Origin of the sequence: Paenibacillus sp. HGF5 (genome assembly GCF_000204455.1) — a bacterium.
Taxonomy (GTDB): domain Bacteria; phylum Bacillota; class Bacilli; order Paenibacillales; family Paenibacillaceae; genus Paenibacillus_AQ; species Paenibacillus_AQ lautus_A.
In genome coordinates this window covers 13668-28976 of record NZ_AEXS01000051.1, presented here as the reverse complement: position 1 = coordinate 28976, position 15309 = coordinate 13668, and the positions used below count along the sequence as shown (strand labels likewise).

Annotated in this window: 14 protein-coding genes; 6 read left to right on the top strand and 8 right to left on the bottom strand. The window is 52.0% G+C overall.

Annotated features, from left to right (window positions below):
- On the top strand, window positions 1-340 hold a 340-nt coding region (locus HMPREF9412_RS33085), incomplete at its 5' end, for a VOC family protein (protein WP_009590959.1).
- Between the two features lie 84 nt (window positions 341-424).
- On the opposite strand, the gene HMPREF9412_RS08270 is transcribed toward HMPREF9412_RS33085, so the two are convergent.
- Together HMPREF9412_RS08270 and HMPREF9412_RS08265 are read right to left on the bottom strand one after the other, a co-directional pair.
- Window positions 425-2524 (bottom strand): TerD family protein, encoded by a 2100-nt coding sequence (locus tag HMPREF9412_RS08270; RefSeq protein WP_036671674.1) that lies wholly within the window; start codon window positions 2522-2524, stop codon window positions 425-427.
- Window positions 2525-2872: 348 nt separating this feature from the next.
- Complete coding sequence (locus HMPREF9412_RS08265) at window positions 2873-3508, bottom strand: hypothetical protein (protein WP_009590961.1); 636 nt, start codon at window positions 3506-3508, stop codon at window positions 2873-2875.
- A 216-nt stretch (window positions 3509-3724) separates the two neighbouring features.
- On the opposite strand from HMPREF9412_RS08265, the gene HMPREF9412_RS08260 reads away from it, so the two are divergent.
- The gene (locus HMPREF9412_RS08260) at window positions 3725-4099 is read left to right on the top strand and encodes a hypothetical protein (protein ID WP_009590977.1); all 375 of its coding nucleotides are present in this window, start codon (window positions 3725-3727) and stop codon (window positions 4097-4099) included.
- A gap of 14 nt (window positions 4100-4113) precedes the next feature.
- Here the strand turns inward: HMPREF9412_RS08260 and HMPREF9412_RS08255 are convergent, their stop codons facing one another.
- From HMPREF9412_RS08255 to HMPREF9412_RS08245, 3 genes are all read right to left on the bottom strand, one after another.
- Window positions 4114-5193, bottom strand: coding sequence for an ankyrin repeat domain-containing protein (locus tag HMPREF9412_RS08255; RefSeq protein ID WP_009590962.1), 1080 nt, complete (start codon window positions 5191-5193; stop codon window positions 4114-4116).
- 118 nt (window positions 5194-5311) lie between these two features.
- Entirely contained in the window at window positions 5312-5875 is a 564-nt protein-coding gene (locus HMPREF9412_RS08250; protein WP_009590968.1) for a hypothetical protein, read from the bottom strand.
- A 64-nt stretch (window positions 5876-5939) separates the two neighbouring features.
- On the bottom strand, window positions 5940-6677 hold the full coding sequence (locus HMPREF9412_RS08245; protein WP_009590973.1) for a hypothetical protein: 738 nt from the start codon (window positions 6675-6677) through the stop codon (window positions 5940-5942).
- A gap of 198 nt (window positions 6678-6875) precedes the next feature.
- On the opposite strand from HMPREF9412_RS08245, the gene HMPREF9412_RS08240 reads away from it, so the two are divergent.
- From HMPREF9412_RS08240 to HMPREF9412_RS08225, 4 genes are all read left to right on the top strand, one after another.
- The gene (locus tag HMPREF9412_RS08240) at window positions 6876-8012 is read left to right on the top strand and encodes a DUF418 domain-containing protein (RefSeq protein ID WP_009590974.1); all 1137 of its coding nucleotides are present in this window, start codon (window positions 6876-6878) and stop codon (window positions 8010-8012) included.
- An 18-nt stretch (window positions 8013-8030) separates the two neighbouring features.
- Complete coding sequence (locus HMPREF9412_RS08235; protein WP_009590971.1) at window positions 8031-9152, top strand: sensor histidine kinase; 1122 nt, start codon at window positions 8031-8033, stop codon at window positions 9150-9152.
- Complete coding sequence (locus HMPREF9412_RS08230) at window positions 9149-9754, top strand: response regulator transcription factor (RefSeq protein WP_009590981.1); 606 nt, start codon at window positions 9149-9151, stop codon at window positions 9752-9754. Before HMPREF9412_RS08235 ends, HMPREF9412_RS08230 begins: the two co-directional genes overlap by 4 nt.
- A 108-nt stretch (window positions 9755-9862) precedes the next feature.
- A complete protein-coding gene (locus tag HMPREF9412_RS08225) occupies window positions 9863-11371 on the top strand; it encodes an alpha/beta hydrolase family protein (RefSeq protein WP_009590966.1) in 1509 nt (502 codons plus the stop codon).
- A gap of 131 nt (window positions 11372-11502) precedes the next feature.
- Here HMPREF9412_RS08225 and HMPREF9412_RS08220 read toward each other — a convergent pair whose 3' ends face one another.
- The 3 genes from HMPREF9412_RS08220 to HMPREF9412_RS08215 are packed head-to-tail and all read right to left on the bottom strand — an operon-like array spanning window position 11503 to window position 15234.
- Complete coding sequence (locus HMPREF9412_RS08220) at window positions 11503-12012, bottom strand: hypothetical protein (protein ID WP_009590979.1); 510 nt, start codon at window positions 12010-12012, stop codon at window positions 11503-11505.
- Entirely contained in the window at window positions 12009-12134 is a 126-nt protein-coding gene (locus HMPREF9412_RS33575) for a hypothetical protein (RefSeq protein WP_009590970.1), read from the bottom strand. The genes HMPREF9412_RS08220 and HMPREF9412_RS33575 overlap by 4 nt, the downstream gene beginning before the upstream one ends.
- A gap of 34 nt (window positions 12135-12168) precedes the next feature.
- Window positions 12169-15234 (bottom strand): hybrid sensor histidine kinase/response regulator, encoded by a 3066-nt coding sequence (locus HMPREF9412_RS08215; RefSeq protein ID WP_009590976.1) that lies wholly within the window; start codon window positions 15232-15234, stop codon window positions 12169-12171.
- Window positions 15235-15309 lie beyond the last annotated feature (75 nt).

Here is a 15309-nt window from a genome sequence, read left to right as displayed (position 1 = left end):
TATGGCGCCATACTTCGAAAGGTCAGGTCCCGACGGGAAACTGGCTTACGCCGAATTTCGGATTGGAGACTACCAGCACGAGCTGGGTCTCATCGATCGCCGTTTTGCCCCTGAACAGCCAATGTCCGGCCCCGGCGGAGCGATCATGTACTGGCATGTCGATGATATAGAGGCCACCCTCGGCCGATTGAAATCCATGGGAGCCCAAGAATATGATCCGCTCACCCACCGTGGGGAAGGGTTCATCACGGCATCCGTCACCGATCCATTCGGCAACATACTTGGCATCATGTACAATGCTCATTACCTAGAGATACTGAATTCCGGAATGCAGGGGTAACCAAAAACATGCTTCTTCACTCTCCGATCCAGCAAAAAAGGAGCAGCCTAAGCTGCTCCTAATCATAACGGCATCCGCATGAACTTACACAACATAATCCGCCATAATATGCTCGATATCGAACGGGGTCACCCCATGTTCCACCGAGAAGATCGTTTCCGCCTGTTCCGCATGGTCTACGGACTCTCCTCTTGCCTTGGCATGCAGCATGAACAGATCGTACAGATCGGGCTTCCGCAGGGCTGTCATGGCTTTGCCCATCAAGACCATCCCCTTCTGATTCCCCTCTACATTGTTGTAGTAGTGTGGATGTCTGGTTAGGGACAGATCGGTCCAGATGACCGTATGCTCCACCAAATCCAGGATAACGGGAATAGCGATCTGCGTATCGGCGGCGACATCGATTTTATTAGCCACCGTCGAGGGCTCGAATATTTCACCGGAACCGGGTTTCTTCCGCATCATCCAGCCCACGAAGCACTCCGGCAGGTTGCAGTACGGTTGATTTGTATACGAATGAAGAGTCGCCACAATATAACGTCCGCCGTATTGGACGATGGTTGGAATATGCAGATCAATGAATTCGCATGCTCCTTGAGGAGCTGACACGATATCCCCGCTGTGCACGGCCCTGTAATGGGAGGACCGCAGATTCGTATAAGAAATATGCTCGACGTACTGCCAGTCGTGATCATACATGACGGCGGACAGGTCAATATCCACGCGGCCCGTAGGCTCCCCGTTCACGCGTCCTTCCTTCCACCAGCTGAAGAAACGGATGGTATCCCCTTCCGCCATCGGCACGCGGCTTCCCCGAACCAACGTATGCAGGGCTTTGCTTGCCGATCTCTGCGAGAACGGCACATGATAATCCTTCAATCGCTTATCGACATAGGCCTTCCCCAAGGGCGGCAGCGAGGCGAACCGCTGGACCAGCGCCTGCTCGCATACCTGCACGATGTCTCGGCATGCCGCTTCATCGATCTCCGGAAGCGTGTGGGGTACGGCAAAGGCTTTAGCCACATTTCCTTTCGGGAAAAAGACGCGCAGCTCTTGAGGTTCGTGTCGGCGGGCAAAATGATTCTTCACTTGCAGCAAGACCGGCGTCGATACTTGATTCGCCACCTCGCCAAACGCCAAAACGACATACTCTGTATGTTCGGTGGATCGCAGCAACTGATCCAATCTGCGGGCAAACTCGCCCGGACGCTGCATTAACAAATCGATCAAATTCCAGACCTGGTCGTACTGAAATGCAAGCTCGACGCTCCCGTTATACGTGGTAAAGGGCTTGTGATTCCGCAAAATATCAAAGGCTTCCTCGCAGCGTTTATACCGGTGCTTATATTCGGAAGGATGGAGGATTTCGCCCAATCGAATCCAGCGGTCCTTAAATCTGAGCATATCCTCCGTTATCGGATGGCAGCGTTCCAGCAACCCCAGCAGCAGCCGTCTTTCGCGCCGCTTAAATTTGCGAAACCGGGTGGCTTCAGCCAGACTGACATCTCCGCCTGACCAAGCCACCGCCAGACGAAGGACATCGGTTGCGGTTTTGAAATAACGCCCGATCCGCTCGACGTTCCCCTTGTCATGCTTCATTAACGCAGCTGCCACGAATCCCGCATTCTCCTTGAATGGAATCTCGGGAGGGAGAATGACATCCAGTTCCTCGGGGTCGACAAGCTCAATAACGGCCTCAATATCCTCTTTATCCGTTGGGGAGATGGAGCCTTTAGCTTGGATCAGCTGGCGTATTATGGCATAGAAATCCGCCTTGCTTCCCAGATCAATGGTTTTCAGGTTGACTTCATCCTGCAGCGGAGGTCTCTCCTCATGCTCATATGCAGGCAAATCCCAAGTCAGATCATGATAGATGGCATTCAGGTACAGCTCCGCATCGTTCTCCTCCATCACCTGCATCGGGAACGCGGGATACATCGGCTCATATTTTACATGCGCGCCTACCATCACCCTTAAATCGTCAATCAGCGGTTGATAGAGGGCTTCGAACTGCTCTGTGGATAAAGTTCGCACGGCGTGCAGCAATGGATAGGTGAACGTATACCCAAGGTGCTCGATATTCTTCGCGGCCGTCGCTAGATAAGCTTTCGGGAGACGATCCGATTCATTCTCTGCATCAACCATCCATTTTCTCGCTCTTCGTAAATAAATCGAGTTCATCATATCAAGAGTCCAGGAAAGCCATATCCCTAATGTCATTGAAAGAATAATTGAAGGAAGGAATATGATAGCCTGGACGCCTCCTCTCTTGAATCAAACTCCCTCAGGAAAGCTGCGACCCTAGGTTCGCCAATTGAAATAGAAGGAAGGATCGCAATAGCCTGAGGGTCAAAGGTTCAAAGTCCATGACCTCAAATCTTTGATGAACCCATCATCCCATACCTTGCAGCCGGCCAACAGGGCGAAAGTATTACGACTTTGGAAAATGAGGAATGATTTCACTCTTCATCATGATGAAAAAGCGACCGCCGCAGGTCCGGCAATCGCTTCTTTGGTAAGTGTTATTCATTTTCATGAGAACTGCCAGAAGCCCGCTACCGGGTCCTGAACGTCATCCGTGGTGATTGTGGCGTAAATGTACAGAGCTCCAAAGCCAAAAGGATAACTGCTGTCCTCTCGGAGCAGTGTCTCGGGATACCCATCTTCGTCCACCTGAAACAAAAAGGAGAAGCCTTCCTCCCTCAGCTTGGCCGAATAATAAGCTTCATCTTGGACCAATCTTGGGCTCCCGCCCAATTTGATTAGGAAAGACTGACCCATCGAATGGAGGTCGCTGCATGTCTCTCGATGCGAAAGAAGATGCTTGATCAGGCCCGGATGCGCAAAACGATCGCTCAAGCTCTCGTCGGTCATTGGGTGTTCCATCACCTTGATAGAGCAATCAGGATATTGATTGTGCTCCATGTATTTCTCATAGTCATTAGGGATGAAAATAGAGATCATAGATGCGGGCTTGAAAGGATGAATAAGACTTAAATAGAAGTAATAGCCCAGGTCACCTTCTTGGATGGCATCCGCTTTGTCGTCGAAATAGGCCGGGGCATTGCCGCCGATCCAGCCCGTACTTTGTCCTGTAGATAGACCTCGACCGGCCTCATACAGTATACAGTCCTTGCGCTCAGCTAAAATATTACCGTAATTCTCCATACATATGATATGAATCCGGTTAAAGGACCCTTTCCTCCTGCTGATTTAGTTCATGCGATGCCAAGTGATTTCGGCTTAATCGCCAGTCCTGCAGAAATGGACTAGAACATAAAAAAGCGAAACCCCTAGACTTATCTTTTTTGCTAAAATAAACTTAAAATGGAAGCCGTACGATTTTCGAATTCCCGATCATGATTGGAAAGCGAGGTGCAGCCATTGACGACCCTTATTGTGATCATCGTCATTTTCTCACTGATCACGCCGTCCTTCTTCATCGCGAAATTCACCAAGGAATTACGGGCGAACAACAACCGAAACGTGCAGCGCAAGACGATTCTCGCCAGCGGTACGCCCGCTCAAGCACAGATCAACTCGATCCGGCAAACGAATGTGCAGGTTGACGATCAGCCTGAAGTGTTGCTGGATCTAAGCGTCACGAAAACGGATGGCGGGACGATCCATACCGTCGTAAGGACCGTTATCCCGATCATAAGCATCCCCACGTTCCAACGAGGCAATATCATCGAAGTAAGGCATATGACCATAGACAATGAGTTGAAATTCGAGGTCGTAGGCGCCTATATACCTTGACCCTGAATTCTCGATTACAGCTCTCCCTCTAGAAAACGGATGAGGTACGATTCAGGCTGCGCGAGGAACTCGGTAAAGCTGCATAGATCGGCGTGCGTCTGATGCTCCACATCATAACAACCAATCAGGCCCTTTTTCTTCGGATTCCATACAAGCTGCAGATCGGAGTAATTGTCAATGTCGGCTGACAGGCGCAGAAGCTTCTGGCGCCCGACCTTCATCTCGATCGTGTCGGTCAATGCAAAGAAGTCGATATACCTGATTTCATATTCATTCTCCGGCAGCTCAAGCCGCAGCTGGTCTCCTGTCAGAAAACGGACCAATTCATCGGTCAATTTATACTTTTTCAGTGCATACTTCTTGTTCTCTAAGCTATGAAACTCGGCCGGCTCCAGCGATTTCAAGTAGTCGGCCAGGATGGTATCCTTATTGCCGACCGCAATCGTATACGGCCGCTCGCCGTCCTTTTCCGCCAACGTCACGTCAGCGCCGCGCTCGATCAGATGCTTGACCATGCGTTGATTCCCCATCCGCGTGGCCACGGTTAGCGGAGTCGCTTGATAAGGATAGACCATGTCGGGCTGGTTATAATTGATGTCCGCCCCATGATCGAGCAGATAATCGAGTGTCTTATAATCATGGTCCGACACGGCTTGGCGCAGCACCGCGCTGCCATGCAGCTTGAGATCCAATCCCAGCTCCCGGATGAGCGGGATGTTTTTTTTGTTGCCGTAATAGGCCTGTTCATATGCGCCTGACCCGGTTTGATTGAGTTTGTCCAGCTCGGCGCCCTGCGCTGCGATATAACGAACGATATCTTCCTTGCCGTACCGCACCGCTCGCAAAAAAGCCGGATTATGATGGACATTCAGGTTAACGCCGTGCTCGACCAGCAGCTTCACCACATCCGCTCGCTGCGAGATCAACGCCAGATCGAGCGGGCTTACCGTCGTATATCTACTTAGTACGATGCCCTCCTCGATATCCCAGCCTGCGGTTATTGCCTCCTGCAAAGCCGGAATGTTCCCTTGGTAGATGTGCATCGCGATCTCTGGCAGTTCCTCGAATTTGCCGATATCTTTCAGAACGATCATCGATATTCCTCCCTGCGTAAAACCTGTGTATGTATGACGGCAGTTCGAGATTTGGGACAGCTCTAGCCCCGCCGTTTGATACGCTCCTATCACACGAACAGCTCCGCACCTTAGGCGCTTACAAGGGATAAAGCGCTTTTCCTGCTGCAATATTATCGGGATGAACGTCTGCAGGCTCATGGCCATTCATGCGGAGATACGTATATTCCACTTCTTCCAGCGGCATTTGCAGCGTTCGGCTGATTTCATAGAGGTCGATGTCCTGCGCCAGAAGCTCCCGTGCCTGATGGATTTTTCCATGCAGCCAACCGTGTTCGAGCATCCATTCTTTCACCCGGTCCAGCAGCTGTTTTTGGGTTTCCGCATCTGCTTGCTTTTTATGTTTAGCAACGGACTCTGACAAATAATCATAGAGATACATCCCTAGTGCCTCGCGCTGCTCATGTTTGGACATTCGTTGGTACTGCTCATAACTTAAACTGATATCCAAGTCGAGGGTATGATCCCTGCTATCCAAACGTCTGGATGTTATTCGGCCATAACTTTCCGGTAAAACGCGAAATACAACAAAGATATCGAACGGAAACTTCCAGGCGGCAGCCATTTCCTCTAACGGCAGCAGCTCGTCCCTTAATTGGCCTACACACGTTCCGTGTGTGTCCAGCGAAAAAGCCAGCTTCATCCCATATCCCCCTTTAACTTAAACGCAGTTCCCCGCTTGATGAGTGCCGGTATGGATCCAATTGTTATGCTATTCTTTCGCACCCATTCGACAGGAGCCATGCCTCTATAACGGCAAATGCCTGCCCTGCATCCTGTTCATAGAAGACGGCCACCTCTTGCAGATAAGCATAATTGAATCGTACATATCCGCCCAGTTCCCGGTAGAACAAGCTGCACGTGTATTCGTTTTCCACGGACAGATCCGGCGGAAAGGACGCTTGACACCTACCGGCCAGCTCGGGCAGCGAAGGCCGATCCTCTCCTGGCGGCAAACGCAAAAAGAGATGGCTCCGCGTACCCGTCCACGGTTCGTAATAAACGGCTAACTCTTGGCTGCTTCCATACACCTGACGGTATATTTCATCCAGCACCGCGGCGTACAGGCCTTCATCGTTTTGCTCCTGGACCTGCAGCAAGATTGCCTGTATATGCTCCGCATGCCGAGGCAGCCAGAGCAACTGAGCCGTCTGGGGATGCACCGCCAGAAAATCACCGTCCACCGTTGTGCCTATAGCGATACACTCTGCAATCTGCGGCTCGGTAATGGGACTGTCATCGTCATGCTCCCATAACCCGTACTCGGCAAAAGGCTGCAGCACCTCCCTATCCGGCAGCTGGACATTCATCCACCCGCGGTATGTCCCTTCACCGAAGCGCTGCATGAACCGGACATAGCCCGGCGGATAACCCTCCTCGTCCTCTCTTCCAAACATATGATTGCGGCCATTCGGCAGCGGCCTCGGTCCCGATACGATGTACATGATCACTCCTCCTGTTTTCTTCTATTATTCCACAATTTTCAAGTCATGACGAGAACTCCATCCGACTTCTTCCGTTCGTTCTCCCTGCATTTATGACACGTGTCATACGGATCTCTTTACAGGTGTGAATGTTGCGCCAGGGAGATCGTACCTACAATAAAAAGACAAGAGAACCTAGAAGAAAGAAGGAATGGAAGAATGGAACAACGAACGGGCAGAATTCGCCTGCTGGATATTTTGCGGGGCTTCGCGATCCTGGGAACGCTCGGGACGAATATTTGGATCTTCGCGCATGCGGGGGATCTACGCTACATTACCACCTTTGATCACTCCGGCTGGTGGGCAGCGGACGACCTTCTCCGGATGATCGTTTTGTTCCTGGTAAACGGGAAGCTGCTTGGACTGCTGACGATCATGTTCGGGGTCGGCCTGGAAATGAAGTACCGGCAGGCCAAGCGCAAAGGAAAGCCGTGGCCTGGCGTTTATTTATGGGCCGTTCTGTTTTTGATCCTCGAAGGCCTGCTGCATTTTATATTGGTCATGGAGTATGACATCTTGATGAGTTACGGGATTACCGCCATCATTGCAGCCTTTATCGTAAAGGGCGGCGACCGGCTCATCGCCCGCACGATGAACGTGATCGGCAGTATCTTTGCCATCGCGATCCTGGCCCTTGCGGGACTCATGCTGGCAAGCGGGGCCAGCGTATCGCTGGGCAGCTTTGACGATGTCGCTGCTCTCTATCAGGAAGGCACTTGGATCGAGCAGATCCGGTACCGGCTGGCGAATTTCCTCCCGTTGCGTGCAGAGGCCATCCTCGTCATCCCGACAAACGTGTTTCTGTTCCTGCTAGGGGTTCGCTTCATGCGCTCGGGCGTATTCGCACCGGACGAGAACGGCAAAAGGCTGCGAAAAAGGCTATTTCAGCTGGGCGTATATGTCGGCGTGCCGCTCAACCTGCTCATATTCATTCCCGGCGGCGCTTTCGATCTTCCCGTGCGCTATCTGTTCGCCCCGCTGATGTCCATGGGGTATATAGCAATTTTAGCGAGAATGATACAATATACGAAGTGGGAATGGCTCTGGCGCCTTCTGGAGAATGTCGGAAAAATGTCGCTGAGCTGCTATGTGCTCCAAAACATCATGGCATCCGCTGTTTTCTACGGCTGGGGCCTAGGGCTTGCCGGCAGGCTGAATTCGGCCGCGATTATCGCCGTTTGGCTGCTAATCTCCGCACTTCAGCTCGGCATGGCGTCCCTGTGGCTTCGAGGCTTCAAGCTGGGGCCGATGGAGACCGTCCGCAAACAGGCGGTAGGTTTGTTCGAATCCAAATAGCCGGATTGGAGGCTAGATATGTTCTATAAGTTGTACCCGAGGGACCAAATCAAAAACTATTTGCTGATCGATATCATACTGACCGTATTCTTGTGCTATCGGGTCTTCAACTCGGATACGGCGCTGGGATTGTGGGGTACCCTTCTGGTGCTTCTGTTGTTCCTCGCATCGTTTTATGTTGCGCTGTGGCGTCGGGGCGGCTGGCTGCTGGCGGCTTCGCTGTCCGGCCTGTCGGCCATTGCGGTGTTCGGGGTGTATGCCGGGCCGAGCACCATGCTGTTCGGGATCATTTTCGCCGACTTGCTCGGTCGATCCAAGTCCAAGGCGCATATCGCCATCGGCAGCGCGGCCATTGCCCTGTCGTTCCTGCTCGTATTTGTCATCCGTCAGGAACCGCTGCTCGAAACGTCCAACGCCATTTACCTTCCGGTCATGATCATTCAGTCGGTATATCCGATCGTCATCTACATCAAGGAGAAAGCAAAAAGCCTGCAGGGGGAGCTGGATGAAGCCAACGAGCAGATCGCAAAGTATATCCAGCAGGAGGAGCGGCAGCGAATCGCCAGGGATCTCCACGATACCTTGGGGCAGACCCTCATGATGATCAAAATGAAGAGCGAGCTGGCAACGAAATGGGTGGATAAGGATCCGAGCCAGGCCAAACGGGAGTTAGGCGAGATTCTGGATACCTCCAGAACCGCCCTCAAGCAGGTGAGGGAGCTGGTATCCGATATGAAGTTCATCTCGTTGGCAAGCGAGCTGGAGCATTCGGCCAAGCTGCTGCATACGGCAGGAATTGCGCTGACGATCGAGAATCCGGAGAAGCCCCCGCTGTTATCCAGCGTGGAAGAAACGATGCTGGCGCTCTGCGTCCGGGAAGCCATGACCAATATTATCAAGCATAGCCGGGCCAAGCGGTGCGCCGTCAAACTGGAAACGAAGGATCATGCCTTCGGGATCCATATCGCGGATGACGGCGTGGGGCTTGCGGGGCACGGCGGCGGAAACGGCCTCCCATCGATCATGGAGCGGATGAAGACGCTGGGCGGGTCCTCCGCCATCGACCCGTTGCCTCAGGGGGGCACTAAGGTGTACCTGAAACTCCCGCTTCGCCGGCATGAAAAGGAGGACGCTTCATGATTCGAATCGTCATTGCGGAAGATCAGCAAATGCTTCGCGGCGCATTCGCCTCACTGCTCAATTTCGAAGACGACATCGAGGTGGTGGCCGAGGTGCCGGACGGGCAGCGCGCCTGGGACGCAATTCGGCAGCATCAGCCGGATGTGTGCCTGCTCGACATCGAGATGCCTCATATTAACGGCCTGGAATTGGCCGAGTCCATACGCCAAGCAGGCCAATCCTGCAAAATCATGATCGTCACGACCTTCGCACGTCCCGGTTATTTGCAAAAAGCGATGGATGCGCAGGTGGAGGGCTATCTGTTAAAGGACGAGCCCATCGATTTCTTGATTGAGGCCATCCGGCGGGTCATGAAGGGCGAGCGGGTCGTGAGCACCGACCTGGCGGCCGCGCTCTTCATGAAGGAGGAGAATCCCCTCAGCGAACGGGAAATCGAAATGCTCCGGTTAACCAAGCGAGGCATGACTACCGGCGACATCAGCAAAGCCTTGTTTCTGACAAGGGGAACCGTGCGCAACTACCTGTCCTCCGCCATCCAGAAGCTGGAGGCGGATTCCCGGCAGCAGGCCGTCACGATCGCGGAAGATAAAGGTTGGCTGTAAACTCCCCGGGACCCGGATTTAAACCTTTTTTAAACGAAACCATCCGCTCGTTTTAACCTTGATCCCTTATCATACAAGTAATTGCGATAACAAGGAGCGAGCGTGCGTATGAGAGTTCTGGAAATGTTGTGGGTTGCAGCCTGCGTTGCGATGCTGATGATACTGTTGAGCCGTAACACAATAAACAGGAAGGCTGGCGTGATCGTCGGCATCGCTGGCGGTTCGCTGTTCGCCGTACAGCTGCTGGTTGAGGGATACAGGTGGCAGATGATTCCGGCCTACATCGTCACCGCTTTGCTCTTTATGTTGGTTCTGTTCAGACGCCGAACGGTCAAGAAACCGCTGCGGTACATGATATGGGGCCTTTCGGCCGTTTTGCTGGGCGTATCGGTTGCCTTATCGGCACTGCTGCCGGTTTTTCATTTACCGAAGCCTTCCGGGGAGTTTAGGGTGGGGACGGATACGTTCCATTTCGTTGATGCGGACCGTGAAGAAACGTTTACCGAACAAACAAGCGACAAACGGGAGCTTATCGTTCAGGTATGGTATCCGGCCGCGGAGTCTGACCAAGGCGCGGAAAAAGCTACGGTGTTTCCTAAGGATAAGAGACTGTTTCACACCTATATGCAAGCATATTCCGAATATCTGGGCCTTCCCGCGGCGGCGCTAGACTACTGGAAATACAGTCGGGCCAACGCATACGGCCATGCCGATTTGCGGCTGTCGGAGAATCCGTATCCGGTGGTGCTGTTGTCGCACGGCATGGGGGTCGGCAGAATTTTGCATTCGTCGCAGGCTGAACATCTTGCCAGCCACGGCTATATCGTATTTGCCATCGATCATACGTACAGCACGGCCGCCACCGCATTTCCCGACGGGCGCGTAACCGGTTTTCTTACGGAACAGTCCCAGGAGCGGTTATTCGAGGACAGCCGCGCTATTTTGAAGGTGTGGAATGAGGATATCTCCTTCGTCACGAATCAGTTGGAGAAGCTTCAATCAGGCGCCATCGCCAGCAAGTTTAAAGGAGCCTTGGATTTGGACAACATCGGCATGATGGGCCATTCCTTCGGCGGGGCCGCAGCCTTTGAAGCCGTTTATTCCAACCCGCGGATCAAAGCCGGCGTGAACATGGACGGGACGCTATTCGTAACGAAGGACCGGGATGACATGGAGAAACCGTTTATGTTCATGGAATCGGAGGATTTTATGAAGGTGAACGAACAGCAGGCGAAGTATCGCCAAACCCCTGCTACGGAAGCCGAGCTCCAAGCACTGGGATTAACCCGAGAACAATTCGGCATGATTCTGGCGAATCGGGAATTAGAGCTGAAGCTGATGGATCGCTTAATTCAACAGGGCCTAGGACGGACCCTTTATATCGAAGGCGCAGGGCACTATAATTTCACCGATCTTCAGCTGTATTCTCCGCTTACCCGCCTGACCGGCATGACCGGAAGCATGAATGGATCAAGGGGAGCCGAGATCGTCAACGCCTACGTGCTGGAATTCTTTAATCAGCATTTGCGCGGAATGGAGGAGAGTAAGCTTCTAACCGGTCCCTCGGAGGAATATCCGGAAGTGAAGTATCCGGACCGGGTGTCCCGCCCTCGATAGGCCCGCTTTCCCCATTTATGAAGACCACGGTTGGCGGGCTTTTCAAGGATAATGCAAATTTTTCTGTACAATACATCGTGGAAGCGAGGTGGTTTCCGGCTCATATGAATGGGGATTACCGAGGAATCCGCTTAGGTGCCTGATATGTCCTTCTTGTTGTTCATAACCAGCCCATATTTCTTAACGATCCACGAGTCAATCAGATCATTCACCGCTTGTTGACTTATGCGAACAGCCGGCTTCTGCTCTTGCATAGCGTCTGCGGCTTGTATCGAGAAACGAAGCGGCTTCGTTATTTTTTTCATGGATGCTGCCATTTCTTCGAAAAAAACATACGTTAACGGCCGGTGTGCCCGAATATCCTCATATAGATAATGCTTTCCTCGTTCATCCTCTGCATCGATTCGAATTCCCTTTGGAAGGGAGAGCAAGATATAGGGTAATTCATCTTCTGCCCACTGTCCGCGGTAGGGGAATGAGACACCTTCATTTCTGACAAAGAATCCCGAGCTTTCATCGCCCTCAGCAATCGAAATTGAATAGACAAAGAAAGGGTGGTAATCGGGCCGTTCCTGCACCGTAAAATACTGATAATAGGTACGATACGCCTCAAGCACCTGATCCAGATCATGCTGGGTCATGCATGGTTCGTACGATGAAATTCGGCTTGCTTTTGCTCAAAGCGCGCCAACATTTGGTTGAATTCTTCCGGCGTTATTAAAAATTTCAGTTTATAAAATCCGCTGTTTTCCAATCTCTCCATTCATCTCACCGCCTGATATCGTTTTACCCGAGGTTTAGATGCGTGCATGGAAAGTTACCCGGGTTCCTTCGCCTAACCTGCTCTGAATATGAAGTCCTGTTCCGAAGTGCCGTTTTAATCGCTGGTCCGTATTGATCAATCCGACCCCGGACTGATGATTTGCTGATCTCTCCAGGATTCGCTGCAATTGAGCTTCATCCATTCCGATCCCATCGTCCTCAACGGTTATCTCGGCATGCGCGGCATGGACGGAAATTCGAATATGTAGGGTTCCCCCATAAGTGCGCTTCATGACGCCATGTCTTATCGCATTTTCGACCAAGGGCTGAATCGAAAGGAACGGAATTTGCAAAGCTCCGCAGTCATCTACCTCCCAAACCACCTGCAGCCGCTCTGCAAACCGAACCTGCTCGATATAAAGATACGAACGCACCAGGCTCAGCTCCTCCTCGATCGGAACGAGTCCAGCCGTGTCTTGGAATCTGAATTTATATCTCAGAAAGTTGCTGAACTCATCAAGCAGATTCCGCATCTTGTCCAAATCAACGTCGCTTAGGGCCGTCACCGCATTTAATGCATTGAATAAAAAATGTGGCTGGATTTGCGCTTGCAGCCATGCCGCTTCTAGTCGAAGCTGCTCACGGACCGTTCGTTTAATCGTTGTTAAGGCCTCGATCCTCGACCTGATTTCCAAGGCCTCCACCGGCTTGGTCACATAATCGTTGGCCCCCGCCAAAAACCCGCTTTGGATGTCTTTCGGTTGGCTTCTCGCGGTAAGCAGCAGCACAGGGAGCTCCGTGAGCGTAAACCGCTCGCGAATCCTCCGCGTCAGCTCATAACCGGACATCTGCGGCATCATAATATCGGAGATGACCAAATCCCACGCCTTCGCATCCAGTACAGCCAGCGCTTCCTTACCGCTTGTTGCCATCGTCACCTCGTATTCGTCAGGCGGCAGTATGGCTTCAAGCACCTGAAGGTTGACGGGATCGTCGTCAACGATGAGCAAGAGCGGCCGGTTGCTTCTCCTTTCGGGTAGAGCTCCTTGTATCGCGGCTGGCGGGAAGACCTCCTCTTTTTGCAGTCCGGCCCCAATGGTATCCTGCATCGGCATGGACGGCAATGTTGGCGGTCCGTTAGAGTTAGATTCATGCTGCTCTTCCTCTGTTTCGAGCCCTGCCAGCTTTAACGAAAACGTAAATCTCGAGCCCTCCCCTGGAACGGAGGCCGCCTCAAGCGTACCCCGATGAAGCTCAATGAGTTGCTTGCTTATGCTTAGACCTAACCCAAAGCCGCCTTCGATCATGGTCTCGCTGGCGCTCGCCTGCTCATACGGAAGGAATAAGCGCTTCAGCATGGCTTCATCCATTCCGATCCCCGTGTCGGCAATCGCGATATAGGCTCTGTCGTCCTCTGTAAAAGCTTGAATCGAAATGTACCCTTCATTCGTATATTTTACGGCATTATGCAGCAGATTGAACACGACTTGAATCATCCGGTTCTCGTCCGCCAAGACGGGAGGGAAATCCTCCGGGATCTGATTGACGATGCTGACCGACTTCACTTCCGCGTTAAATTGCAGCATATCCATCACCCCCGTCACAATGGGCTGGATCGATACGGCTTTTTTCTGCAGTCTCGGATTGCCCTCCCGCAGACTCATGACGTCCATCAAATCGTTTAATATTAGTGTTAGACGACGTCCGACGGTCAGAATCGTTTCAAGCTCTTTCACACTCCTATCCTGCAGCAAAGGCCGTTCCCGGTTCAACACGGATTGCGACATGTTAAGCATGCTGTGCAGCGGATTTTTGAATTCATGGGACGTGTTCGCCAGGAATTGATCCTTGTGGTCATTCACTCTTTGCAAAGTTGCGGCAATCTCTTTCGTGTTCGCATGCATCTTGAAGTAACCCTTAAACCATACAGCGGCCAAGCATCCCATCGAAAGGATCAGGTCAAACGGATAATGGGCAACACTTAAGGCGCTTTCCCGCAAGAACAACGCCCACAGGAAATGATGGACCAGCGCAACCATCGAAAAAAGCAGTAACAAATGATCTTTGATGCCCTTGATTACGGTTTTGGTGATTGCAATGATCGTGATGACGGCCGTTACGCAGCCCAGCAGAAAATAAACCGGGAAAAGCATGATTACCTGCGGCGGAGCCAAGAACAAGGTAATGCCGGCAGTTCCTAAGATCATGACGGCATAAACGGGATACATCCTGTTCCAATAAGAGAGTTCGCGATGATTCGTGCATTCCAGCAACGCATAGCATCCAATCATAAAGGCGGCATTGGACAACCGAAAATCCCAATCGCTGCTGATGTATATGAATTGATGGAACAGCTTCTCATCCGTGCTCAATATGCTCGAAAGGGTTACGCAGAGGGTCAGCAAGGAAAAATACAGCAGCCTCTTTTCCCTATTCCCCAGTACAAATAAAATGAGTGCATAAACGGAATGCATAAGAAAGATAACGGCTCCCAGCGTTTGCATCGAAACCGAGAGCTTTATTTCCTTGGCCACGGCTTCCTCTGAACCCAATTTAATGGACCTGGCAATGCCGCTGCTTCGGCTATCCACATAATTGGCCGCCTGAATCACTATTTCGATGACGCCGTGCTCATCCGCCGTAAAGCTTGTAGTATACGGCAGGTTCTTCGCCGTATAGGCTTCCTTCGTGTCCGCCACCCGCCCGGATTTGGCAAGCAAACGTCCATTGACATATAATTCGGATGACGAACGTACGCTAGGCACGCGAATGCTATAATTCAGCTTCTCCTCGGGATTCACTAGAATACGCAGGCGATAGGAAGCAAATCCATATGGAGACGCTTTGCCGTTACCATGCAGAGCTTGATTCCATCCCCCCGGAACCGCAATCAGCTTCGGCTTCGGCCCGCCTGATGCATCCAGCCCGCCCCCATCCAGCAGCCACTGCATGGGATAAAACTCCCACTCTCCATCAAGCAACAGAATGCCGCCTTCTTCGGCATCCCATTCGCGCAAATCGAGATGCCCCTTCTTTATCGTCACCTGCTGTTGATCAGGGAACACTTCCACCCACAGCATGCGCATACTCGATAGAATCACTAAGAGTAATCCTAATAACCATAAAATGTGGCTCTTTTTTATTTGGTGACTTGGTGGGCTCTTTGCCAAGAGATA

Excerpts from the sequence above, each read along its gene's own strand:
- HMPREF9412_RS08235 (WP_009590971.1), top strand. The coding sequence starts at position 8,031 with ATGTTCTATAAGTTGTACCCGAGGGACCAAATCAAAAACTATTTGCTG.
- HMPREF9412_RS08230 (WP_009590981.1), top strand. The coding sequence starts at position 9,149 with ATGATTCGAATCGTCATTGCGGAAGATCAGCAAATGCTTCGCGGCGCA.
- HMPREF9412_RS08250 (WP_009590968.1), bottom strand. The coding sequence starts at position 5,875 with ATGAAGCTGGCTTTTTCGCTGGACACACACGGAACGTGTGTAGGCCAA.
- HMPREF9412_RS08245 (WP_009590973.1), bottom strand. The coding sequence starts at position 6,677 with ATGTACATCGTATCGGGACCGAGGCCGCTGCCGAATGGCCGCAATCAT.
- HMPREF9412_RS08240 (WP_009590974.1), top strand. The coding sequence starts at position 6,876 with ATGGAACAACGAACGGGCAGAATTCGCCTGCTGGATATTTTGCGGGGC.
- HMPREF9412_RS08225 (WP_009590966.1), top strand. The coding sequence starts at position 9,863 with ATGAGAGTTCTGGAAATGTTGTGGGTTGCAGCCTGCGTTGCGATGCTG.
- HMPREF9412_RS08255 (WP_009590962.1), bottom strand. The coding sequence starts at position 5,193 with ATGATCGTTCTGAAAGATATCGGCAAATTCGAGGAACTGCCAGAGATC.
- HMPREF9412_RS08265 (WP_009590961.1), bottom strand. The coding sequence starts at position 3,508 with ATGGAGAATTACGGTAATATTTTAGCTGAGCGCAAGGACTGTATACTG.
- HMPREF9412_RS08270 (WP_036671674.1), bottom strand. The coding sequence starts at position 2,524 with ATGATGAACTCGATTTATTTACGAAGAGCGAGAAAATGGATGGTTGAT.
- HMPREF9412_RS08220 (WP_009590979.1), bottom strand. The coding sequence starts at position 12,012 with ATGACCCAGCATGATCTGGATCAGGTGCTTGAGGCGTATCGTACCTAT.
- HMPREF9412_RS33575 (WP_009590970.1), bottom strand. The coding sequence starts at position 12,134 with ATGGAGAGATTGGAAAACAGCGGATTTTATAAACTGAAATTTTTAATA.